Source organism: Tepidibacter aestuarii, assembly GCF_934924865.1.
Lineage (GTDB): Bacteria > Bacillota > Clostridia > Peptostreptococcales > Peptostreptococcaceae > Tepidibacter_A > Tepidibacter_A aestuarii.
In genome coordinates this window covers 1639569-1663673 of sequence record NZ_OW235315.1, presented here as the reverse complement: position 1 = coordinate 1663673, position 24105 = coordinate 1639569, and the positions used below count along the sequence as shown (strand labels likewise).

General features: G+C 29.2%; 24 protein-coding genes and 1 pseudogene. 2 read left to right on the top strand and 23 right to left on the bottom strand.

The features are described 5' to 3' along the window. Nucleotides 1-63: 63 nt before the first annotated feature. The 19 genes from M2214_RS08185 to M2214_RS08095 form a co-directional block, all read right to left on the bottom strand. On the bottom strand, nt 64-885 hold the full coding sequence (locus tag M2214_RS08185) for a hypothetical protein (protein WP_248484485.1): 822 nt from the start codon (nt 883-885) through the stop codon (nt 64-66). A gap of 238 nt (nt 886-1123) precedes the next feature. Beyond that, complete coding sequence (locus M2214_RS08180; RefSeq protein ID WP_248484483.1) at nt 1124-1981, bottom strand: NADAR family protein; 858 nt, start codon at nt 1979-1981, stop codon at nt 1124-1126. Beyond that, nucleotides 1960-2193, bottom strand: a complete 234-nt coding sequence (locus tag M2214_RS08175) for a hypothetical protein (protein WP_248484481.1) — start codon at nt 2191-2193, stop codon at nt 1960-1962. The genes M2214_RS08180 and M2214_RS08175 overlap by 22 nt, the downstream gene beginning before the upstream one ends. Continuing rightward, nucleotides 2174-3043 (bottom strand): AraC family transcriptional regulator, encoded by an 870-nt coding sequence (locus M2214_RS08170; RefSeq protein WP_248484479.1) that lies wholly within the window; start codon nt 3041-3043, stop codon nt 2174-2176. The genes M2214_RS08175 and M2214_RS08170 overlap by 20 nt, the downstream gene beginning before the upstream one ends. A 341-nt stretch (nt 3044-3384) precedes the next feature. Next, on the bottom strand, nt 3385-3567 hold the full coding sequence (locus M2214_RS08165; protein ID WP_330651573.1) for a TfoX/Sxy family protein: 183 nt from the start codon (nt 3565-3567) through the stop codon (nt 3385-3387). A gap of 125 nt (nt 3568-3692) precedes the next feature. Continuing rightward, the gene (locus M2214_RS08160) at nt 3693-4355 is read right to left on the bottom strand and encodes a 4Fe-4S dicluster domain-containing protein (RefSeq protein ID WP_248484477.1); all 663 of its coding nucleotides are present in this window, start codon (nt 4353-4355) and stop codon (nt 3693-3695) included. Nucleotides 4356-4728: 373 nt separating this feature from the next. Next, nucleotides 4729-5031, bottom strand: a complete 303-nt coding sequence (locus tag M2214_RS08155) for a hypothetical protein (protein WP_248484475.1) — start codon at nt 5029-5031, stop codon at nt 4729-4731. 472 nt (nt 5032-5503) lie between these two features. Next, entirely contained in the window at nt 5504-6148 is a 645-nt protein-coding gene (locus M2214_RS08150; protein WP_248484473.1) for a SurA N-terminal domain-containing protein, read from the bottom strand. A 235-nt stretch (nt 6149-6383) separates the two neighbouring features. Beyond that, nucleotides 6384-6578, bottom strand: coding sequence for a hypothetical protein (locus tag M2214_RS08145; RefSeq protein ID WP_248484471.1), 195 nt, complete (start codon nt 6576-6578; stop codon nt 6384-6386). 175 nt (nt 6579-6753) lie between these two features. Continuing rightward, nucleotides 6754-7047 carry a hypothetical protein gene (locus tag M2214_RS08140; RefSeq protein ID WP_248484469.1) on the bottom strand — a complete coding sequence of 98 codons (294 nt, stop codon included), beginning with the start codon at nt 7045-7047 and terminating at the stop codon, nt 6754-6756. A gap of 216 nt (nt 7048-7263) precedes the next feature. Beyond that, on the bottom strand, nt 7264-7437 hold the full coding sequence (locus M2214_RS08135; protein ID WP_248484467.1) for a hypothetical protein: 174 nt from the start codon (nt 7435-7437) through the stop codon (nt 7264-7266). A 662-nt stretch (nt 7438-8099) separates the two neighbouring features. Beyond that, the gene (locus M2214_RS08130) at nt 8100-8555 is read right to left on the bottom strand and encodes a hypothetical protein (RefSeq protein WP_248484466.1); all 456 of its coding nucleotides are present in this window, start codon (nt 8553-8555) and stop codon (nt 8100-8102) included. A gap of 574 nt (nt 8556-9129) precedes the next feature. Beyond that, nucleotides 9130-9831, bottom strand: a complete 702-nt coding sequence (locus M2214_RS08125; RefSeq protein WP_248484465.1) for a copper amine oxidase N-terminal domain-containing protein — start codon at nt 9829-9831, stop codon at nt 9130-9132. 328 nt (nt 9832-10159) lie between these two features. Further along, entirely contained in the window at nt 10160-10402 is a 243-nt protein-coding gene (locus tag M2214_RS08120) for a hypothetical protein (RefSeq protein WP_248484464.1), read from the bottom strand. A gap of 188 nt (nt 10403-10590) precedes the next feature. Continuing rightward, nucleotides 10591-10857 carry a hypothetical protein gene (locus M2214_RS08115; protein WP_248484463.1) on the bottom strand — a complete coding sequence of 89 codons (267 nt, stop codon included), beginning with the start codon at nt 10855-10857 and terminating at the stop codon, nt 10591-10593. A 324-nt stretch (nt 10858-11181) separates the two neighbouring features. After that, entirely contained in the window at nt 11182-11739 is a 558-nt protein-coding gene (locus tag M2214_RS08110) for a DUF4269 domain-containing protein (protein ID WP_248484462.1), read from the bottom strand. A gap of 128 nt (nt 11740-11867) precedes the next feature. Then, nucleotides 11868-12494: a chloramphenicol acetyltransferase gene (locus tag M2214_RS08105; RefSeq protein ID WP_248484461.1), complete on the bottom strand. Its 627-nt coding sequence runs from the start codon at nt 12492-12494 to the stop codon at nt 11868-11870. 499 nt (nt 12495-12993) lie between these two features. After that, nucleotides 12994-14154, bottom strand: coding sequence for a serine hydrolase domain-containing protein (locus tag M2214_RS08100; protein ID WP_248484460.1), 1161 nt, complete (start codon nt 14152-14154; stop codon nt 12994-12996). Between the two features lie 148 nt (nt 14155-14302). Beyond that, a complete protein-coding gene (locus M2214_RS08095; RefSeq protein WP_248484459.1) occupies nt 14303-14638 on the bottom strand; it encodes a CPBP family intramembrane glutamic endopeptidase in 336 nt (111 codons plus the stop codon). A 456-nt stretch (nt 14639-15094) separates the two neighbouring features. Here M2214_RS08095 and M2214_RS08090 point away from each other — a divergent pair, with 456 nt between their 5' ends. Both M2214_RS08090 and M2214_RS08085 read left to right on the top strand, forming a co-directional pair. Continuing rightward, nucleotides 15095-16789, top strand: a complete 1695-nt coding sequence (locus M2214_RS08090; protein WP_248484457.1) for a beta-propeller fold lactonase family protein — start codon at nt 15095-15097, stop codon at nt 16787-16789. A gap of 561 nt (nt 16790-17350) precedes the next feature. After that, nucleotides 17351-18502, top strand: a complete 1152-nt coding sequence (locus tag M2214_RS08085) for an iron-containing alcohol dehydrogenase (protein ID WP_248484455.1) — start codon at nt 17351-17353, stop codon at nt 18500-18502. Nucleotides 18503-19258: 756 nt separating this feature from the next. Here M2214_RS08085 and M2214_RS08080 read toward each other — a convergent pair. The 4 genes and pseudogenes from M2214_RS08080 to M2214_RS08065 all read right to left on the bottom strand — a co-directional run bounded on the left by M2214_RS08080 (nt 19259) and on the right by M2214_RS08065 (nt 24016). Further along, entirely contained in the window at nt 19259-20638 is a 1380-nt protein-coding gene (locus M2214_RS08080; protein WP_248484453.1) for a M20 family metallopeptidase, read from the bottom strand. 196 nt (nt 20639-20834) lie between these two features. Continuing rightward, nucleotides 20835-21047 (bottom strand): annotated as a pseudogene (locus M2214_RS08075) (DDE-type integrase/transposase/recombinase); the annotation flags it as partial. Between the two features lie 51 nt (nt 21048-21098). Then, nucleotides 21099-22061: a cupin domain-containing protein gene (locus M2214_RS08070; protein WP_248484451.1), complete on the bottom strand. Its 963-nt coding sequence runs from the start codon at nt 22059-22061 to the stop codon at nt 21099-21101. Beyond that, nucleotides 22028-24016, bottom strand: a complete 1989-nt coding sequence (locus M2214_RS08065; RefSeq protein WP_248484449.1) for an FAD-dependent oxidoreductase — start codon at nt 24014-24016, stop codon at nt 22028-22030. Before M2214_RS08065 ends, M2214_RS08070 begins: the two co-directional genes overlap by 34 nt. Nucleotides 24017-24105 lie beyond the last annotated feature (89 nt).

Below are 24105 nucleotides of genomic sequence, written 5' to 3'. Positions count from 1 at the left end.
GTTTTGATTATTTGTGTTTATGTAGTTTGAATGGGTTAGTGTTTTAATATTATAATAAAATACCTATTTAGTATGCATATAATCAATAAGTATATATCTACCATCATCTAATCTTTCTATAGTTTCTATAGCCTTATCACAAACAGTAGGTATATACTCTGGTTCATTTCTCAATTCCCACTCTTTAGGTTTTTCATCATAAATTTCACCATTAAAATCACTATCTGGATAAAATGAATATATATTGATACTAGCCTTATATACATTTTGTTCTTTGTTATATTGAAATTTAGTGACTTGTGAAAATTTATCCGTTTCTCCAGTTGGATGTCTATAAGGATCTATTTGATATTGTTCATTTTCCCCGATAAAATAATACCCACTGTTATATTCATAATATCCTACATCTGAATCTACCTCATACGCTTTGACTGTCTTATTTTGAGAAATTCTCTTTCCAAAATACTTTTCACATGAATCCTCAACATATTTACTTGAAATCTTCTCGTCATTAACAATCCGTTTTGGGTTATTAAGTATATTATGTCTTATTCCAAAAGCAATCATCTCATCTTCTTTTAATCCATCTTTCTCAAAAAAAGGTACATCGGCCTCTGAAAAATTACTAAAAAATATATTAAGTGTCTTCCATGTTTTCTGATCCAAGTTTATATCCTCTAATATAATATTTGATTCATCGCTTATTTTTTCTTCTGTAATTAAACTTTCAGTTGTCTTTTGATCTCCAATAGAAGATTCATTCAAATTACTATTCTTATTACAACCACCAACTAAAACAATTAAAACAAACAAAGTAATAATGTATATTTTTTTCATCAACATTCCCTCGTTTACAATCATATTTTTACTTTCAAAATCGCTCATAGTATTACCATAGAACCGATAGAGAACAGCGAGTATATATTAATCCACAACATGTTGCCTAATTACTTTTTAATCTAACTATATTCGTTTTTTATCCACATATAGTGAGATTTGCGTACTGATTTGAAAATATTTGCTTATATTCAAATTATAAGTTTGTAGACACAACGTATATAATTCTATAGATAATAATAAGTTTAAATATTGTCTTATATAGTCATTAGTTTAAAATAAGATGTTAACCAAATTTTTTATGTAGTTCTTGAAAATTCAATTTTTTATAGTTTTCACAAACACGAATAAGTTCATCTCTTACTTCCATTAAAGCAAATCCTAGTAAATTTTGCCCCTTCCAAGATAAAGGATTATTAATATTTTCATTATCAGCAGACATACCAATCCCCCATATATTATCGTAAGGACTTGCTTCAACTAAAATCTTATCTCCTGTACTAATTAAAAACTCCCTTAAATCATCATTTTGTATAAACTTATTGTAATTACCATTTAAAACAATTGAGTGTTTTACATCATTCCATATTTCTTCATCAAAATTACGAACTTTTCTTCCAAGTCTTTTAATTTCCTTTGGATCCTTACACTCCATTATTTCTTTTTTTATTTCTTTATCTCCAAACAACCTTGCCTTTTCTGCCATCATATACTGTTCCATACAACAATATTTATCTAAACCAATACTAAATTCTGACATCCACCACTGACTAAAGCATGATTTTGTTATTTTCCCATTCTTATTTGGTTGATGTCCCCAAAAGAATATATAATCTAAATTTTTTCCATTATTATAATCATATATTAAACTTTTTAGATCATATTTAGGTAGTCCTTCCTCCTCCCAAAAATATGTCCAATACTCTTTATATTCAACATAAAAACCTCTCCATGCTTTAGGCTCTGGAAACATTTTTTTGTATATTTTATTTTCTTCTTCAGATAATGTATTTAGCCATCTACATAATTCCATTGAATAACTTTCTCCACGTCCCATTCTCCAACCGATGCTTCCGCTCGGTATATAAGGATACATTAGCCAACGTGGTGCCATTGGGCTTTCTATACTGAACTTTTCTTCCATAATTCTCCTCCTTTTGTTTCTAGATATATCTTACCATAATATAGTATATTTTCATACATCTTGTATATTTGTGCAAGAAAAAACAGTAGCTTTGGTTGACTACTGTTTTGAATATATATACTTGTATTGTGTTTATATCGTTTATCTATTACTAGTATATACAAGAAAATATGATTTTTAAGTGATGCATAATTATTTCTGATTTTTCTCAACTACAGGTACCCAAACTTGACATTTATAGTCCTCTTCATTTGGATCCCCTGGTAAATACACTTCAAGTTCAGGAGCATCTGCATGTTCATATCTAGTTGCAGGAAACCATTCTGCAAAAATTTTATGCCAAATCTTTTGGATTGCATCTGGCATTGGCCCAATACTTTCAAATATAGCCCATTTACAACTAGGCACATTAACAACTTCATAATTATCTAAACCTTCAATATGTTCTCCTTCTGTTGCTATCATATAATTAAATTCTTCTTGTTCTTTATCGTAATCATGGCAAACTCCTAAAACTCCTAGCTCACTTGCATTTTTCTTTATTTTTTCAAGTATTCCATTTTTAGCAACTTCATCCCAAAGTCTTGGTATTACCTTAAAATTTTCATGATTCTTAGTTGTTACACGTTTTGAAATCCCTACAATTTTAAACTCTTCCTTTTTTACAACCTTATAATCCATTCTTTTCTCCCCTTTAACTGTTATTTGAAAGGATATTGGAGGAATAGCTTTTAAACTCTCTCCTTTTTTTCTTGCTTCTGATGGAGAAATGCTGTGCAATTTTTTAAAAGCTTTTGTGAATGCTTCTGGTGTTTCATATCCATATTTATATGCAATGTCTATTATTTTCTTATTACTTGACATTATATCCTTAGCTGCAAGAGACAATCTTCTTTGCCTAATATATTCACCTAATGTCATACCTGTTAACATGCTAAACATTCTCATAAAATGAAATTTAGATGAATAAGCAACCTTAGCAATGTCATCAGGCGTAATACTATTATCAATATTTTCTTCAATATATTCTAGTACATTATTCATATTCTCAATCCAGTTCATTCAGCACCATCCTTTCCCCTTAATTATAGCAATATAGAAAAAACTTAGCCTGTTATAAAATGCTTTACAATGACAGATTGCTTTATATTATTTATCTATATGTATATCATCATTTCTATATTTTACCATGTATTTCTATGCGTTGTATATTTGTGCAATAAAAAACAGTAACTTTGGTTGGCTACTGTTTTGAAATTCGTATGATATGTATAAAGCTTATTTAGTACTACATATTATAAATCTTATTCTGAAACAACAAAAGTTCTAGTTTATTTAAAAGAATTATAAAATTCCTTTAATTCCTCTTTTTTTGCTTGTGATAATTGACTTTTTTTAATACCTTAAATTGCTCCTTCTAATGCATACAAACGATGAATACATGCCGAAAAATCAATAGCTCTTATTTTTAACCACGCCTGTTTACTGCCAATTTCCTCTAACTGTTCATAACTAGTTATTCCTACTTGATTTAGTTGTTCTTCAACTACACTTCCTATGTTTGGCAATTTAGAAAATTTGCCCATCACAATCACTCCTCATATGCTTATTATGCAAATATACGTTGATTTCTCTAATAAATATCAATTACAGTGCATACATATTAATCCTCTTGCTTATTTTTCTGGGTTCGTATAATTTGCTAATCATCTTACCTAAAACTATTATTTTTCATATACTTCTGAGTCCACGGACAATTAGCTAAACATTTTAAACAAGTATCACAGTGGTATACATCAACTATTAAATCTCTATTCATACCCATTTGCCATATTGAACCATAGATAGCCCCTGTAGGGCAAATATCCTTACAAACAGTACATTCCCCGCATTTAGGCATCATTATTGGCCTATTTTCAGTAAGAAATGGTGCATTTGTCAAGACACTACACATGCACAATGCACTTCCGTATTCGTGGGTAACTAACAAATTGTTTTTTCCAATCCAACCTAATCCAGCCAATATGGCAATTTTTTTATGTGGAAGTGGAGTGGTTTTCGTAGTTTCATCATAAAATCCATGTAACTCAAGATTTCTTTCAGATTGTGCAAAAGCCTTGTATCCTTTTTCAATGATAAAATCAGCTGTCCATTCTGCGAGTCTATCAGCACAGTTTTCCTTTTCGGTAAACTCCGAATAGTCGATCATGTTTTCTTTAGACAAACGAAAAATATAACTTGGCTCCATAACTATTCCTATCAGAAGAGCAACGCTGTACCCCCCATTTTCATTTGCTGAAAGCATTGATATATCAATTGCCTTAACAAAATTTGCACCATAGGTATTTAACTCGAAAATCAGCTCGTTCAACATATACACCCCCTATCACCTTTTAGTTACAATTACATACTTCACATTAAATTCTTCTATTTATTTCTACCTATATATTACCATAATATAGTAATCATTTATTCTTATTGTATATTAGAGCAATAAAAAACAGTAGCTTTGGTTGTCTACTGTTTTGGTTGTTTGTGTTTATGTAGTTTGTCTATTATTAGTTTTTGAGAGTATGTAAAAATAAACCCTCTTAAACATACTATAGCCTATTCCCCTTGTAGAATTATTTTTCTGAATTGCTATTTTCAGTTCCAATCAAAAATAAAGTAATAGAACTACTTATTTTGTCAATTCTATTACCTCTAAACTTTATTATCAAATCAGTTATTCAAATTAATGTCCCCAGCTAAATCATATATTGCTTTGCTGTTTTTATACTTTCTTCAATTGGTATGTTTGGATACTTTTCAAATATTCTATCAAGACATTCAATAAATTTTACACTTTGGAAGTTGTATGCAATATCTTCGAATACTTCACTAAACCAAAGAATTTGTTCTTCTGTGCAATTATCGAAAAAAGAGATTGTTTCTTCTACATTTTCAGATAATAATTCTGTTAACTTATCCCAAAATTTTTCTACAGTTGGATCTTCTATATGAAGTGCTTTTCTTTGTTCTAATACTTTTAGAATATTTTTTATATCCATATTTCCCTCCTATAATTGAATTGAGTAAGAGAATATTGTACTTATCTCACCATTTGCTTTTACTACATATACTTTGACACCCTTTACCCATCAACATCATAAACGTTTTATCTAGATTACATTCCTCTTCTCCTGTAACATCAATAGTAAGTCTCACATTTGGGAATTTCTATATATACCTTGTTTATAATCTAGTTTCTGGTTCCATGTGTATTTTACTATAATATACCATAATTTTATACTTCCTGTATATTTGTGCAAAAAAACAGTAGCTTTGGTTGGCTACTGTTTTGGTTGTTTTGTATTTATGTAGTTTGACTATGATTAGTGTTTTTAAGGGTATGTAAAAAATAGAAAATAAATCAACTATTTTTGATTATTATAAACTACTACAATTACATTCCTTTATGGAGAATATTAATTAATTTAAATTACCTATCTCTATTTATTTTAAGTAAATTTTATATTATTACTAGTAATTTCTTTTTATTTTCATATTTGATTTTTCTTTCTTTATCATATTGTCAAGTTTATCTATCATAAGTTGTTCTATCTCATTATGTGATTTAGAAGGGTTTTGCTCTTTTAATTCTTTTCTCATTTGTCCCTTAAGTTTTCCTGTTATTAAAGTTTCTTTATAAGATCTAATAATATCCTTGTCATTCCAAAATTGGCTTTCTGTCATTCCTAATCCTTCAATATAACTTTCAAATTGAGCCTTAGCTTCTTCATTATTATTTACAGCTTCTTTGTTTTTATCAATGAATTCTTTAACTTCATCATCAGTAGCAGTTATTCCTAAATCTTTAGCTATTTTCTGCGTAGCCATACGTTTAGTAATCACTTTCTCAACTTTCTTATTATCATCTGTATTAAGAGATATTTTTGCTATATTTAAGTCTTTCTTTGAAATTTTTCTATCATCTATTTCTAATACTATTTCATCAGATATATTATTATTTTTTTCAGCTTTAATATCCTTTTCCATTTTTTTAATAACTTTTGTATCTTGTATATTTACAGTTGAATCATTAAAATCATCTGCATTTACTCCTATCGAAATGACTAATACGACTAAAGCTACAATTGTCATAATAATTTTTTTATTCTTGCACATATTATCCCTCCTAACTAGTTATATACATATTTTCACATTATCAAAAACTTACCCCTAATATTCTTGATTTAAAAGGTAAAATATACTCATCGGAGTGCTACCATCAGTATACTACATAATATAACATTTTTTATACTTCTTGTATATTTGTGCAAGAAAAAACAGTAGCTTTGGTTGGCTACTGTTTTGGTTGTTTGTGTTTATGTAGTTTGGATATGATTAATGTTTTGAAAATTTAAGGTCTCCCGCCTTGACAGCTAGGACACTTTCGTTGCCAAATATCTGATCCATTTGCTTTATACTTATAATTACAGTTTCTACATTCCATTAAATAAAACCATTGCATATGATCTGTTCCAGGCTCATCTGTTCTACCTAAATTCACTTGGTTATTTTTATTTAAATATCCTGTTTCAGTAGTTTTTTTCACGTTTATTTCCCTCCTTATCTTGCTTATTTTGCATAAGCCTTTTCTTACACTATTCTTTGCCTAATTCCTTAAATCATATATTAATAAGTATAATTACAGCTATCATATATAGGTCTACTATTTTTGAACAAATGCATTTTATATATTTTCATATACTTTATGTCTTTAAGTAACACTATATAAAAACTGCAGCCATAAGGAACATTAATGGAATAATAGCCAAAAATGATATTAGAATATGTACATAAAATAGTTTATTCACACCTTTTTTTACAACTAGAAAATATGAAAACCCTATATTTAAAAGAAAGTAAAGACCTAAATACGAGTAAAAGAACATTTCCGTACCTACAATAACTGAATTGTATAAATAAAGTGTTGCAAATAACAATCCAAAACATAATATTCCAATAACATTTATTGCTATTGATATAAATATGATTTTAATAAGTCTTACAGTATTATTCACGCTGAACCTCCTCATTCACATTAATCATAATAACAAGTTATTATTACTTATTTTGCAACATGATAAGAACTCCTAGATTTCTAAGCATTTTTGAACTCAATAGACTTTATATTTTTTATGGTGTTTATTTTATATCTAATGTAATATGTAATTTGATTATTATAAGTTAGTACTCATTTTAAGAAGATTGTGTATTATTCTGACTACAGATTATGCTCATTTTCTTTTGTGACGACTTTTAATAATAAAAATGATAAGAGATACTGCTGACAACAGCATAAGTACAATTGCTAACCAATCAGGTATTGATATTACAAAACTATTTGTCAATATTGTTCCTGAACTAATTCCCAACGATAATATTAAATAAAATAAATTCTTGTTTTTCATTTTTTTCTCCTTTTATATGAGTAGTTTTTTCTTCGTAATATTTTACAATTGCATACTTTACATTTTTTCATATAACTTTCCTCTAAGTATCTCTAACTGTTCCTTTAATTTTTATTCTATTCTTCAAGAATCAAATTAAACTGAATCCTTAAATACCACAAATGCTTTTCATGTATATAACTTTCATTTACTTTCAGATATATTTTACCATAATATAGCATAATTTCATACTTCTTGTATATTTGTGCAACAAAAAACAGTAGCTTTGGGCGGCCACTGTTTTGATTATTTAAGTTTGAGTGATTTTTAGTATGATTAGTATTTTTGATATTATTTGAAAATAAATCCTTCTGTTGTAATTCAAAAGGGTTTTAAGGTTTGTATGTTATGAATACTGTTAAGTTATATTACTCTAAAAATCTTCATCAGTTTATATATACTATATAACTAATAAACCTTTTATTTATGATAAGGTTCAATGTATCACTCTAACTACACTTTTTATGTCAAAAAGCAAGTCAATAGCAACGATCTCAGTCAACTTATTTTTACAGAACTTGTCTCTTTTTTGCTAATTGGTAACTTCACAAAGTCATTGTTATGAAGACATTATTTGGGACAAAATGAAACATACTTTATATAGAAAATAAGAGCAACAATATCTAAAAAAAGTAAGGTGTAAAATGTATTTTTTCCATAGAACCATTTTTATATTTTTTATTAAAATAGAATTCATAATTATCGGAGTGATAATAATTATTTTTTTTGAAAACAATATTTAAATCGACTGTATAATCATTGTCTTCAGTATCTTTGCTATCATTAAATACTACATTATTTCTTAAAACATTATCAGATACAAATATTTTTTCTATTTCATCAGAATTTGTAATAGAACCCTGAAATTTCGAACTTATATCATTGTTAATTACTATCTCATATTTGTCCCAGCCTAAATTATAATTATCTGTTAAGATATTGCTGATTATTTGCATTTTAATAAGATAATCATCGTACTTTTCAAACTTTCTATTATCCTCTAAAACTGTAATTACTTCTTTAAATACCTTTGAAAGATCTTCAAAATGATATTCGTGAAAATCATTGAACTTATACAAGTAAAAATTAATATTTGAAATAAATTCTTCTTCTGAAATATGTTGATAACAGAAAACTGGACTCAATTACTATCTTTTAATTTATTATTGGAGGAACTAAGTAATTCTTCCATTTTCATATTTAAAGAAATTTACTATTTGCATAAATAAACACTGAAAGCAGATTCGCCAAACATAAGTTTTTTAAGATGTCCAGAATTATCCTTGCTGACTTCATTACAAATATGAAAACTATCGATTAGTTATTTGCTCCATTCATCTTCTAATTGCTTGATTATACAAAAAAACATTACTTATGGTACAGTTCTTCGTATCATATCCTAAATTTTAATAAATGCTAGTAAATATTCGGCTATATATTGTAGCACAATATATACTTTCAATATAATTAAACTAAAATCTAAACAAAATTTAAATTCTTAGCAAATCCAATATTTATTACTATTAATATCTTACCATAATATGTAACATCTTCATACTTATTGTATATTTGTGCAAGAAAAAACAGTAGCTTTGGTTGGCTACTGTTTTGGTTGTTCTTGTTTATATTAAAATATAGATGTAATTAAAAACATTAATTCATAAGGTCCATTTGCGCTGCTGTTATTTCAATATATTCTAAATGGTTATAATATTGCTTACGTAATAATTCTATATGTTCTTTACCCTTTCTAATATCTAAAATCATCTGTTCTACTTCTTCCATTTGTTCAGAAGATACAGCTCCTGCCTCATGTAATTTTTTCACTCGCTCGTAAGTTTTTTCAAATTCTGATGCTTTATTATAACATTCTTCGGCTAATTTTAAGTCTTCCTCCATATCTTCAAGGATTTCTTCAAGAGCTACCATTTCTGGAGTTGTAATTGTTATTATAATAATCTTTTTACTGTCACCATTCCAATATACCTTTCCTCCAAAGGTTTCAGTTATAAATCTTATTGGGACTAGAGTTGTTCCATTAACAACTTTAGGAGCAACAGCTAAAGTAAATTCTTGATCATTAATCTTTGCTATTGGGTTATCTTGCTGTAACCAAACATTGATATCATCCTTTACTGCATATACAGATTTGTCTTCACTCTTCCACTCTACAGTTGCTCCTAATGCTTCAAAAATGGTCCTCATAGGAACAAGGGTTGTCCCATTTTCGATAATAGGATCAGTAGAAAAATTCATAGGTTTACCATTTAAAGTTATCTTGTTAATATCATTTGCATATACTACACCTGTAAAAAGTAAAAGAAAACATATTGAAACTAATAATATCTTTTTCATTGTCTACACCCCTTGAAAGTTTTTATTATTGCTGTAATTATAAAAATTGTTGAAGATACATTTTTCATAAATTATATTATGAAAAGTTCTTCCGTTCTCAGTATTAAATTTTAAATTCCATATAATCCTAAGATATATTTTACCATAATATAGCATATTTTTATACTTCTTGTATGTTTGTGCAAGAAAAAACAGTAGCTTTGGTTGGCTACTGTTTTTTGGTTGTTTGTGTTACAGGTAGAGACATGTAATTAACGTAGTATGTAATTTAATTATTATAAGTTAATACGTATTTAAAAAAATTGCGAAATAAGCACTTAATAAGTTTTCAAATTATTCCATACAAAATTAATATCCCAATTATTCTAAAGACTGTTGCTGTTATAAATCCAATTAAAATTAATCTATTTGCTACCTTAAGTTCGTCTAAAGTTTCCTTACTAACTATTTCTGTGTCATCTTGCTTTTTTAATTCTTTGGATACCTTTATATGCCTTATATATCCCCAAATTAATATACAATAAGAAAGCAGTTCTATTAAATTAAAAAATACTCTTAATATATCCCTCAAATTTATCCCCCCTCATATTGTAGTGCGTAATATACTACAATTACGTGCGTTATATTTTTCATATGACTTTCATTTATTTATACGTATATGTTACCATAATATACCACTATTTTATACTTATTGTATATTTGTGCAAGAAAGAACAGTAGCTTTGGTTGGCTACTGTTTTGGTGAAAAGCACTTTTTACTTATATCTTGAAAAGCTCCCATTTACAATTCTCTAGCACGTATCTTAATTCATATATTTTCTCAATTCCATTAATATTACTTTGACACTGGAACATATATATTCTATTACCTGCTCTTTTATCTATATCCCTTGTAATAACTCTATCTACTTTTATATTTACCCAACTATCATCTTCACCTACAATGCGAAATTTTATAGGGTTAGGAATGCCTTCTTTAGTAAAACAACAAATCATTTCTGCGGGCTTTCTAATGATTTTAAACAATATCACCCTCTATAATATACTAGACATAATTTATCTTTAGTGAGAGAGTGTATTGTAAGCACCAAACTCTCACTAAATCCCCCTCCCTTTCTTACTATTCACTTTTTAGTGTAAATAAGTCATTTTACTTTCTTATTATCGTTCAGTAAAACTACTGAACGATCAAACCTATTTTCATCTATAAATCCATTTGATATATTTTTTAAATTTAATACAATGAATCATATTGAACTTTTAGCCCTTTCTTTGCTTCGTTTAGTTTTAATTTCTAAACGAATTCTAAGATACTCATAATAAGAAATTGCGAACTAGATTAAGTTATAGTTATTTATTATATATTTTATATAATTCTTCATCACTATACATTTCAAGTAGCAATAATTGTTCGTAGGGGTTACCTTGTAAATCTAGTACTTTTGCAAATGCTGGCTCTGTTTTCAAACCCTTATCCTTTAAACTAATTATTTGTTTTGTAAAATCATCTCCATATAAATTTAATAATCTATCTTCTATAATCATGTGCCTGTATCCATTTGATTTATCAATATCATCACTTGAGCCATAGATTTCTATTTCAATATCATTTACTATAAAATTGCAAACTAGCACATTTTCTTCTTTATGTGCAATTTTAAAATTTCTATATTTTTTGAAATTATTTATTAATACTTCTTTAAATATTTCAAAATTATCAACTTTGCAAACTAAGTCTAAATCACTATTTTCTATATCAATCCCTATAGGTATTGTCCCTACCAATACCGGGGTGTAATCATTTAATATATTTAAAATTTTTGTATTTATAAGTATTTCATAGATTTTCCTTTGTTTAAAATTGCCAAATTTTAAATAAGATATATCTTTCCAATTTTTATTCTTCATATAAACTCCTTTATATTCTAATTATTGATAGATTAAGTACCAAGTTTAACTCTCATCATATCATTCTTAATTTACAATAATTATTTGTGTGAGGATATGCTTGCTAAAAATGTAAGTTTGCGTATATTTTATTTTACTTCATTAATAAATTTTTGTAACTGTTCTACAAATTTACCAACGTGAACTCCATCTAAAAGCATATGATTTACTTGTATTGAGTATGGTAACAAGATTTTGTTATTCTGTGTGAAATATTTTCCAAATGATATTCTAGGAATAGAATCCTCTTTGTTCATAACTATTTCATTTGAGATACTAGTAAATGAAATCCAAGGAATACATGAAAAGTATATCAGCTCATCTTGGTTAACATCAACTTTAGGGAAGTACTGCTTTTGAGATTCAGACATTTTTTTTACAGTATTTGAGAACTCTCTCATATTATCAAGTAAAGGTAGTGTAACGATTTTAAATAAATTTTCTCCAGCTCCCATATCAGTAAATGATGGTTGCAAAGAACTATGAAGGATAATTTTTCCTTCTCTAATTTTATAACGAAAATCTTCAATTTGATTCATAACATAGGTTGATGCATATATCATGCTATAATAAAAAGATAAATTATTCTCTTTCACAAATTTCTTAAAATTTGTAATATCCAAATTCATACAAATATTAAATTGAGGATTGTCAACATTTTCGAAAAATTTATAGTGTTCTTTTCTATTCCAATTATCAAAATTAATATATTCCATAAGTCCCTCCTGTACTAATCAATAATGTTAATCAGTAGTATATTGTTTATAAATTATACCATTATATATAAGGTATTACTATATCTTAACGAGGGTTTTATCGAAAATATTGTTATTATAAATTCCCTCTAAATTTAACTAAACTAATTTGATGCTACAGTCACATTTTCTTACAAATGCGACTTTATTTTATATTCCTAATCTTATCTAACCGTTCCTTTAGTCTTTTATTTTCATCTTTCAATTCTTCCATATCAACTAACTGAACAATTAGATTTTTCTTATCTTCTTTTAACTTCTTAATTTTCTTACATATATGACTTCCATTTATTTATATGCATACATTACCATAATATGTTATATTTGTATATTTTTTGTATATTTGTGCAAGAAAAAACAGTAGCTTTGGTTGGCTACTGTTTTGGCTATTTGTGTTTATATAGTTTTCCTATAATTAGTGTTTTTATAATATGGATAAACCCTAATCTATATTTCATTATTATATATTATTATCAATAAAATCTTTTATAACAGTAGGCCACCATTCATTTATACCCCACTCTCTCCCTAATCTTATAACTATTGTATTTTTCCTAGGACTTATATAAAGAATTTGTCCTAAAACTCCCATTGCAAAATAGTCGTATTCTATCTCATTAATTTTATATCCCCACCAAAAATTTTTATAGTACCCTTTACCAGTTGAAAACCACTTACCCCAAGGATGCTTATTATAATATCTAAAATAATCTTTTGGTTGATTTAAATTATTAACCCCAGTTGAATCAACTATCCATTTTTTATCTATAATTTGTTTTCCATTCCAAGCTCCATAATTAAGGAATAATTTTCCGAATTTTGCTAAATCAACAGCAGTACAACTTAACCCACTTTCCAATTTAACAAAACAATTTTCATTATTATCTACTGCTAAGCAAGCATCATATTCCATTCCAAGCGGTTGCCAAATCTTCTCTTCTAAAAACTCCTTAATTGAAGTGTTTAAAGTTCTCTCTAACAATAAACTTAACAGTAAGGGATGATAATCATTGTAATGAAAAAATTCTCCAATTTTATCTTCAATCTCTATATTATAAAGTAATGTCCTACAGTCAGGAGAAAAATATGTTTTTATCTCATCCTTCCATGGAAAATGACCTTCTCTAAACTTAATTCCTGATTGCATGTTTAGTAAATGCTCTATAGTAATTTGGTTAAAACTACTTTTCAACTCAGGTATATATTTGGTTATTGAATCATTTATACTCTCAATAATTCCTTCTTTAATTGCAATTCCAATTAATGTAGAGGCAATAGATTTAGTTATTGAGTAAAGTCTGTGCATTCTCTTCCTTTGATAACCATTGAAATAATTTTCTGATATTATTGAATCATTATTGATTACTAAAAATGCTGTGGTTCCTGAAGATACTAACAAATCTCTAAAGCTTTTATTTTGAACCCTATAATCTTCTATTATATTTTCCCTTACCTCTTCCTTAAATTTAAAATGAGCAGAAGAGCTATCTATCGATATAAAAGGAAAATGCTTATAATCTTCAATTGTCTGCTTAAACTTATTTTTGATTCCATAAGTTAAATATCTCCCAAGGTAAGATTTGTCTAGAAACAACTTTCTTTCATCTATTTTTTTTAACATAACAAGCTCCCCCTAATAACAACTTTGTATACTACATTGCAAAAGTAATTATTTTTATTATATTTAGTATAATAATATATAAAATTATATATCAACTTAAAGCCTAGTTATCAATAATCACGATAGTGTTGACAAAACTCTTTCACTGTTATCTTAAAGTAAATCCTATAAAATTATTAAGAGAATGTACAATAATACATGTCCATAGTGAATTTGTTTTATTAAAGATTTTACCTTGAATAATAGAAAACATGAATATGAAAATTATCCGCCCTATAATTCCTACACTTTCAAATAAACCGTGTGCATACCATTTAGGAAAATGTATTATCAAAAACAACAATGATGTTATTAAATTAGCTTTCCAGAAGCTAGTAAACTCCATAAGCTTTTGAAATAAAAATCCTCTGAACACTATCTCCTCAGTAAAACCAACTAAAATAATACCACCAAGCCATCTATCTAATCCAAAACTTAGATTCAAGTCTATTCTCCTAATGTAGATGCATATATTAATTGATATATCATAAGTAAAGATCCTATTGAGAGTCCCCATTTTATACCTCTTTTAATATCCTTAGTTTGTTAATACATTTAATACAGGTATAGAAATAGATTTATGATTTAATAAATCAAATATTTCTTCAAATAGTATACCTTTATTTTTGTCATAACTACAAGTAGGACTTTCACTTATACCTATTATTCTAATACTTCATTTGAATTATTTTGACAATTTGAATAATAATTGACGATTAATTTGTGGAATATTTTTTTGGTAAAATCCAAAATTAAAGTTATTTGGATTATTCTCTCATTATACATTTCCAACATCCTAAATTGCAAATAGCTTTTATAGTCTATAGCTCCTAAAACTATTAACTTATTGTTATATACTAACATATATAATAATAAGACAAATATATAGGGGTTGATGAATATGCCTACTTTTGCTTATGTTGCAAATGGTGGTAATAAAGTATCAGTTATAGATACAAATACCAATACAGTGGTGAATACTATACCTGTTTTATCTGTTGATAATTTTACAAAAGTTATTGCAATAACACCAGATGGTAAATTTGCTTATGTTACAAATCTCTATAATGTGGTGGCCGTTATAGATACATGCACCAATACAGTTGTAGATACTATAACTGTTGGAGATTTCCCTGTAGGTATAGAAATAACACCCAATGGTAAATATGTCTATGTCACAAACTCTGGTCTTGCAACCTCTGTTTCAAGTACTGTATCAGTCATAGACACAAATACAAATATAGTTGTAGATACTATACCTGTTGGCAGGGATCCTATCGGTATAGCAATAACTCCAAATGGAAATTTTGCTTATGTTACAAATACAAAATCAGATAATGTATCTGTTATAGATACTAATACAAATACAGTAGTGAATACCATAACTGTCGGAGATTTTCCCCAAGGCATAGCAATAACTCCAAATGGTAACTTTGCTTATGTTGCAAATCAAGGACAGAGCGCTGTAACTAATACTGTATCTGTAATAAATACAAGTACTAATATAGTGGTAGATACCATAACTGTTGGCACTGCACCTTCTTATATTGCAATAACACCAGATGGAAATTTTGCTTATGTTACAAACATTTTTGATGATAATGTTTCTGTAATTGACACAGACACAAATACAGTGGTTCAGAGTGTGCCTGTTGGAGCTTGCCCTTTGGGTATAGCAATAACACCAGATGGAAATTTTGCTTATGTTACAAACACTTGTGATGATAATGTTTCTGTAATTGACACAAATACAAATATAGTTGTAGACACTATCCCTGTTGGAGCTTTACCTCTTGGAATAGCAATAGCAAATATTGATTTTCCATGCCCAACTCCTTTAGATAGAATGTGTATTGAAACAACAAGAATCTTTGACTCATGTATGTTTGAAGAAGAACTTCGAAAAACTTTTGAAGTTCCAAATTCAAATAAAACTCAAGACATTCAATGTAATATTATAAAAACTAAATGTAGTATATTGGATATAACTCAAATAGATCAACAACAAGATTTAGTGGATGTAAAATTGCAAATAAAAGTACTTATTAGTTTTACAAGCAAATGCTTTAATGACAACACATTTAAAAGAGTAGCATGTTTTGATAAGAATATTACTCTTGTTAAACCAGAAGGTGCAGATGTATACTGTGATATTAATAATGTAACTTGTTCATGTAGCCAATCAAGTCATGTTGGAATGGTATCTTGCAATAATAAGTTATGTTGTACTGTAAAAGTAACTGCAGTTGTTAAATCTAAAAAACTTGTTCAATTTGAAGTACCGGTTTTAAAAAACTGTGAACCAAAACAATGTTGTCCTAATAAAGGAATAATAATATCACCAGGTAAAAGTTATCCTTTACCTAATGAACCTTCTGAAATAAATAGTATTATGTTTGTTGCAAAGACCGACCCTGGTATAACTTCTCGAGTTATGGTATTTCTTTATGGCTTGCCTTCTACTTTTGCAACTGTAACTGAGGAACTAAAACAATTTAAACTAAATCTCCCAGGTGGACCATACCCTGTTGAAAATGTATCACTAAAAAATCTAGGGAACTCAACCATCTATATTTATAATTTAACAACTAAATAATTTTGACACTTTTAAATAATTATTTAAAACTCATCAGACCGTAGGCTATAATTTATAACAACCTACGGTCTTCTATTGATAATATAATTTAAAAACACATGTTGTTATTATCCATGTTAGATAGACATATATAGAAAAACCGTATAGTCTAATATAGGAGGGATAATTTTGTACATATTTATATTTGTGCAACAAAAAACAGTAGCTTTGGTTGGCTACTGTTTTGGTGGTTTGTGTTTATTTAGTTTGACTGTAATTAGTGTTTTTAATAGGATAATAAATTTAATATAAATTAACTACAACTTCACAATAAAATAATAAAAAGCCCCGTAATTAATCACTAAAACGGTATTTAAGGATTAATTAATGGTACGATGATATTTTTTAATGTAATAAGTTGCACCTGGTGACAGCTACCCTTTACCCCTAATAGGTATATTTTGCATATTTCTATCATAACATTACAAATAACATAGTTTCATCCTTCCTATTTTGTTGACAAAGAGAAGATTGGAATTATGTATAATTTATTTAAAATTTAATTTTAAAGGGGAGATTTAAATGGCGGTAACAGGGTATTTTATTCCTTCAGTAAATTTACAGGGAGCAGGTTGTGTACAAGAAATAGGAAATAGGATTAAATCACTTGGCGGAGAAAAAGCTTTAATTGTAACAGATTCAGGTTTAGTTAAGTTAGGAATGGCAGACAAAATCAAAGCATTTATTGAAGAGGCTAATCTAAAAGCAGTTGTATTTGGAGGAGCAGAGCCTAACCCTACAGATAACAATGTAGAGGCTGGTTTAAAAGTATGGGAAGAAGAAAATTGTGACATACTGGTATCATTAGGCGGAGGATCATCTCATGACTGTGCTAAAGGTATTAGATTAATCGCTGGTAACGGTGGAAAGATTCATGACTACGAAGGAGTTGACAAATCTAACAATCCTTTGGTTCCATTGGTTGCAATAAATACAACAGCTGGTACTGCTTCTGAAATGACTCGTTTTGCTGTTATCACAGATACTAATCGTAAGGTTAAAATGGCAATTGCTGACTGGCGTATTACTCCTTCTATATCTATTAATGACCCTGAATTAATGGTTGGTTTACCACCTACTTTAACAGCTGCTACGGGTATGGATGCATTAACCCATGCAGTAGAAGCTTATGTGTCTATAGATGCAAATCCTCTAACTGACTCGGCTGCTTTAACGGCAATCAAATTAATTGTTGAATACTTGCCTAAAGCAGTTGCTAATGGCGCTAACATAGAAGCTAGAGAAAAAATGGCATATGCTCAGTTCTTAGCTGGTATGGCATTTAACAATGCTTCCTTAGGATATGTCCACGCTATGGCTCATCAATTAGGTGGTTTCTACAACTTACCTCATGGTGTATGTAATGCAATACTTCTACCACATGTTTCACAATTTAACCTTATTGGTAATGCTGAAAGATACAGTGATATTGCAGTAGCTATGGGCGAAAATATTGATGGTTTATCTGTTAATGAAGCAGGACAAAAATCCATTGATGCTATCAGAAATCTTTCTACTTCCATTGGTATTCCATCTGGTCTTGCTAAATTAGATGTAAAAGAAGAAGATTTTGAAATTATGGCTACCAATGCTAAGCTAGATATTTGTCAATTTACAAACCCACGTACAGCTACTTTAGAGCAAGTTATTCAAATATATAAAAATGCTCTGTAATACAAACGTTAAAAGGAATTGAAGTTTTTCATATGATAAAAAAGGGCAGGTCGATGGTATAAATCGATGTGCCCTTGCTGAAGTTTAATTCATCAATAAATTATTTAGTTTAGTGACATAAAGTAAAATTGAAAAAGAGGTTATTCTAGCATTTAATATTTTTTGCACCAGAACCCAAAATATATAAAGACCTCTTATTTTCTTTTTACAGAAGACAAGAGGTCTTTATTTGTTAAAGATAAATTTCAGATATATTTTGAAATAAAAAAACTATTAAAATAGGTTACAAATTTCTTATTATTTAATCAATGAATTTAATACTTCTCATAATGTACGTTATTATATAAAATCTTAACCTTTGATAATAGATTAAGATTTTTAAAGTTGCATATTATTACTTCTGAATATCTCCTTATTCATGTTCTATACATTTAAACATATTCATATACTTTATTAAATATAATTAAAAGGAAGGTGACTCCAAGTCGCCTTCCTTTTAATTAGCAGATAATTATTTTTTTAAATGTACTAAGCATTCTTGTTGGGGTGTTCCCCATTAATTGTACAAGCATAGCTTGTCTATTTTTTTCTTATATACTTAATGTCTTGAACTATTTTATATCATAAAAAAGAAGATACTCTACTCTTAGATATTTGTATCCTTTAAAGTTTGAAAAAACAAACTCACTTAAATAGACTATTTATAATGTCTACTTAAGTGAGTTCAGGCCACTCTAAGATTATATGTTAATAATATTAATCGTTTTTAAATTCTTTTGGCAATCTTGTTTGATATTCTTCACTAACTTCTTTAAACTCTTCTTTAGCTTTATCTAATATATCCTTTCCATCTGATAATAAGTCATAAAGACTTCCTGCTAATACTTTAGAGGCATATACGGCTCCTTTTAAGCCTAATTCCGAACCAAATGATGAAGTAGCTTGCCATGAATGGCCTGCAACTCCTACAGGAATACAAGCTGTTCCAAATTGTGCAGTAGGAACTTTATAAGACACATCACCTACATCAGTTGAGCCACCCATAACGATTCCTTTACCAGTAACTCCAAGAGCTCTTTCATCAATATAGGTACCTTCTTTTAACCCTAATTTATTTAGTTCTTTCTTATATACATTTTCTGGAATAGTTTGTACAAGTTTTTCAGCAAATTCTTTATCTTCTTCGGTAAATCCTACTTTTCCTGCTTCTTTCATGTTCTTAGAAAGTAATTCTTCTAAAGTTCTATTATTTAAAACATTATAACAGTCAGCTTTAATTTTATATTCAACCTCTGTTTCTGTCATAAGAGCTGCACCTTGTGATACTTTAACTAGTCTATCAAATATGTCATATACATCTGACTTTTTAGGAGCTCTTACATAATACCATACAGAAGCCTCTGCTGGTACAATATTAGGAGCAACTCCACCGTTTGTTATAGTATAATGCATTCTAGCACCATCAATTATATGCTCTCTTAAATAGTTTGTTCCAACATTCATAAGTTCAACAGCATCTAATGCACTTCTTCCTTTTTCAGGCTCTTGTCCTGCATGAGAAGATACTCCTTTGAAGAAAAATTCTGCTGATAACATAGCATTAGTTGAAAATCCACATACTCCGTTAAAACTGAATGGATGCCATGTCAATGCTGTGTCTAAATCATCAAAAACACCCTTTTGTGCCATAAAAGTTTTTCCAGATAGTAATTCTTCAGCAGGGCATCCATAAAAACGTATTGTTCCTGAAAGCTCACCTTTTTCAATCATTTCCTTTACAGAAAGACATGCGCCAACACCACCTACTCCAATTAAGTTATGACCACATCCATGTCCGTTTCCATTCTCAATCACAGATTCTTTAACAGTACTTACCTTTTGTGAAAGACTTGGAAGTGCATCATATTCTCCTAAAATACCAATTATAGGTGAGCCACTTCCATATTCAGCAATAAATGCTGTTGGAATGCCTTCTACTTCTTTTATTAAAAATCCAGCATCTTTTAATGTTTCTTTTAGTAGTGAAGATGCAAATTTCTCTTTATATCCTAATTCAGGGTTTTCCCATATTTTTTTACCCACATCTTTTATTAATTCAGCTTTACTGTCAACAATTGAAAATATATCATTTTTCATTTTTTCATCTCCCTTAATATATTAAATAAAGATTTTTTAGTCTTGTATTGCCTTCAATTCAGATTGTAGTGGCATTGTTTTTGCAATTATCAAAATTAGGTGCAAAAGTTAAGGTATTCCTCCTGGTATAACATTTCCACCTGTTCTGGTTTAAAATTATAAATTATAAAAAATACCCATCAAATTTAATATTTCCTTATACCTTAACTCTCATAATTTTATTTATGAACTCAATTTCAGAAAGGGCACATTGAATTTCTTCAACCTGCCCTTTTCTAATCATATTCATTGTTTCGATTCCACAAATAGTTTTTTCTGATGTTTCAAAACTATGAAATCCTAACATATTATTTATCTTCCATTTTATAAACCTATGGTCTTGTTCTATAATATTATTTAAGTACTTAACTTATTACCACTATTCTACTTTTTGCACCACAACCATTATTTTGGCATTCAATTATTTTTCTGGCACAGGTTTTGTTATATATTCTGTTCCTAAAAATACTGGACATGCACCACCAAATTTACCTTCATCTATTCTTTTAGCTTCAATTGAATGCGGTAAACCTGCTGGAATATATACAGCTGCTGGTGTAGTAACTTCATAGTATTCTCCGCCTAAAGTCACAGCAATTGTTGAAGAATTTTCATCCCCAACGAGCAAATACATCTCATCTCCATCATGTATATGTGGAGTCGCTTTACCAAATGATCCATTTGCAATTGCTTCACTTGTCTTTTTATCCGCTGTTAAAAGAGCTGGACAAACCCATGCTTTAGCTTCTGGAACAAATTCGTTACTCATTAATATTGGGAAACCTTTATCACCAATGGAACCTTCATGGTCTGGTAAACTTTTCACCCATTGTATATCTTTCATTACCAACTTCTCAGTATTTTCAATTTTTAATGGATTTTCTGGTACAGGTTTTGTGATATATTCAGTTCCTAGGAATATTGGACATGCACCACCAAATTTACCTTCATCTATTCTCTTTGCTTCAATTGAGTGTGGTAAACCTGCTGGAATATATACAGCTGCTGGTGTAGTAACTTCATAATAATCGTCTCCTAAAGTCACTGCAATTGTTGAAGAGTTTTCTTCTCCTAGGATTAAGTACATCTCATCTCCATCATGTATATGTGGAGTCGCTTTACCAAATGATCCATTTGCAATTGCTTCACTTGTTTTTTTATCTGCTCTTAATAGTGCAGGGCAAACCCATGCTTTTGCTTCTGGCACAAATTTATTGCTCATTAATATTGGAAAACCTTTATCTCCTATGGATCCTTCGTGGTCTGGTAAACTTTTTGTCCATTGTATATCTTTCATTATTAAGTGTTCATATTTATTTGGCATAATTAAAATCCTTTCATCATCAATTTTTAAATATTCTTTGCAACTTCGTAAGCATCCCAAATAGCGTTCATAATATTTTTAACCTCACGAGAATCTCCTATATTATAAACTGGAATTGCAATGTCTTGTAATTCTTTTTGTAATGTATTTTCACTTCGATATCCAATAGCTGTTATTACAGTGTCAACTTCAACTTCTTTTGTTCCATTTTCATCTTCTAAAATTACAGAATTATCGTTTACTTGCATTAATTTTGTGTTGCAATAAACATCTATATTATCGTTAGCTGCTAATAAATCTTTTAACATATCATAATTCATAAACGGAATACCATGTGGGCCTCCAGCAATATCAGGCATCATTTCTACTATACATACATTCTTACCTTTTTGTGCTAACCAAAGAGCAGTTTCACAGCCTACAAGGCCTCCACCTACAACTGCTATTTTTTCACCAAATTCACATTCTCCATTTAGAACATCATTTGCTGTACAAATATGGTTTTTATCTCCAAAGTTTGGTTTGATTGGTTTAGAACCAGTTGCTGTAATTACAGCATCTGCATCACTATTTTCAATATAAGCACGATCTACCTTTGTGTTTTTCTTTACTGCTACACCTAATTTTGCAAGCTGATTTTCATACCATTTAATTAAAGCGTGATCATCTTCTTTAAAATCTGGTACACCACCAGGAATAATATTTCCACCTAGTTGTCCACTAGCTTCTACAAGTTCTACTTTATGACCACGTGCTGCACAAACACGTGCGCTTTCTAAACCTGCTACACCACCACCTACAATAAGAATATTTTTCTTCTCAGCAGCAGGAGTTAAACCATATTTAACCTCACGTCCACAAGCAGGATTTACTGCACAAGATAAAGGAAGTCCATGAGCGATACGGCCCATACATCCATCATGGCATGAAAGACAAGGTCTAATATCTTCTAAGTTATTTGTTTTAATCTTGTTTACTAAATGTGCATCAGCAAGTAATGGACGACCATATGAAACAATATCACAGCAACCATTTAGTGCATCAATGGCAATTTCAGGATCATCCATACGTCCAGCAAGTATAACAGGAACATCCACTGCTTTTTTTACAATACGTCCAAATTCACGGTACATACCCTTTTCAAAATACATAGGTGGATGATTCCAGTACCAAGAATCATAAGTACCAGCATCTACATTAAGGATATCATATCCAGCATCTACAAGAATTTTTGCTGATTCGATTCCTTCATCATAGTCCTTACCTACTTCTATAAATTCTTCTCCTGGTAGTGCACCTTGACGTATTCCCTTCATAAAGCTTTTTACACTAAAACGAAGTGAAACAGGGAAATCAGCTCCACAAACAGCTTTAATACCCTTTACAATATCAGTAGCAACTTTTAGTCTGCCATGTAAATCTCCACCATATTCGTCTGTACGTTTATTAAAAATAGATAATGCAAATTGGTCAAGTAGGTAGCCCTCATGCACAGCATGAATTTCTACACCATCAAAACCTGATTTTTGTGCTATTGCTGCACTTTGTATAAAGTCCTGAATTAGTTTTTCAATCTCTTCCTTTGTCATTTCTCTATGACTAATGCTTGGATCAAATCGATTGCTATTTTCTGAAGGAGCAACTGCCTTTTTTATAAATGCAGGCATTGCAGAACGTCCAAGTCCACCAGTAAGTTGTAGGAAAATTTTCGCATCATGTGCATGAATTTTTTCTACCATTTGTGCTGTAGATTTACAAAACATTAAAGGATTATGTGTTGGACAAGGCAATGCTTGTTCTGGAAGTTCATCATAGTTTACACAGCAAATACCTGTAACAATTAGACCAACTCCACCTTTAGCACGTTCAATATAATAGTTTTGTGCCTCGTCATTAAATCCACCATTTGCATCAGAATAACATACTAAACCCATTGGGGCCATAGAAGTTCTATTTTTAATAGTCATTCTTCCAATTGTAATCGGTTCAAAAATTTTATTAAATTTAGTTTTCATAAAACATCTCCTTTTAAAGTTAATCATAAATTCGTATTATTACATTCGGAGTAATATCCTCCTTTTCTCAACAGAATCATTTCGCCGAA

Excerpts from the sequence above, each read along its gene's own strand:
- M2214_RS08185 (WP_248484485.1), bottom strand. The coding sequence starts at position 885 with ATGAGCGATTTTGAAAGTAAAAATATGATTGTAAACGAGGGAATGTTG.
- M2214_RS08180 (WP_248484483.1), bottom strand. The coding sequence starts at position 1,981 with ATGGAAGAAAAGTTCAGTATAGAAAGCCCAATGGCACCACGTTGGCTA.
- M2214_RS08170 (WP_248484479.1), bottom strand. The coding sequence starts at position 3,043 with ATGAACTGGATTGAGAATATGAATAATGTACTAGAATATATTGAAGAA.
- M2214_RS08165 (WP_330651573.1), bottom strand. The coding sequence starts at position 3,567 with ATGGGCAAATTTTCTAAATTGCCAAACATAGGAAGTGTAGTTGAAGAA.
- M2214_RS08160 (WP_248484477.1), bottom strand. The coding sequence starts at position 4,355 with ATGTTGAACGAGCTGATTTTCGAGTTAAATACCTATGGTGCAAATTTT.
- M2214_RS08155 (WP_248484475.1), bottom strand. The coding sequence starts at position 5,031 with ATGGATATAAAAAATATTCTAAAAGTATTAGAACAAAGAAAAGCACTT.
- M2214_RS08150 (WP_248484473.1), bottom strand. The coding sequence starts at position 6,148 with ATGTGCAAGAATAAAAAAATTATTATGACAATTGTAGCTTTAGTCGTA.
- M2214_RS08135 (WP_248484467.1), bottom strand. The coding sequence starts at position 7,437 with ATGAAAAACAAGAATTTATTTTATTTAATATTATCGTTGGGAATTAGT.
- M2214_RS08125 (WP_248484465.1), bottom strand. The coding sequence starts at position 9,831 with ATGAAAAAGATATTATTAGTTTCAATATGTTTTCTTTTACTTTTTACA.
- M2214_RS08110 (WP_248484462.1), bottom strand. The coding sequence starts at position 11,739 with ATGAAGAATAAAAATTGGAAAGATATATCTTATTTAAAATTTGGCAAT.
- M2214_RS08105 (WP_248484461.1), bottom strand. The coding sequence starts at position 12,494 with ATGGAATATATTAATTTTGATAATTGGAATAGAAAAGAACACTATAAA.
- M2214_RS08100 (WP_248484460.1), bottom strand. The coding sequence starts at position 14,154 with ATGTTAAAAAAAATAGATGAAAGAAAGTTGTTTCTAGACAAATCTTAC.
- M2214_RS08090 (WP_248484457.1), top strand. The coding sequence starts at position 15,095 with ATGCCTACTTTTGCTTATGTTGCAAATGGTGGTAATAAAGTATCAGTT.
- M2214_RS08085 (WP_248484455.1), top strand. The coding sequence starts at position 17,351 with ATGGCGGTAACAGGGTATTTTATTCCTTCAGTAAATTTACAGGGAGCA.
- M2214_RS08080 (WP_248484453.1), bottom strand. The coding sequence starts at position 20,638 with ATGAAAAATGATATATTTTCAATTGTTGACAGTAAAGCTGAATTAATA.
- M2214_RS08065 (WP_248484449.1), bottom strand. The coding sequence starts at position 24,016 with ATGAAAACTAAATTTAATAAAATTTTTGAACCGATTACAATTGGAAGA.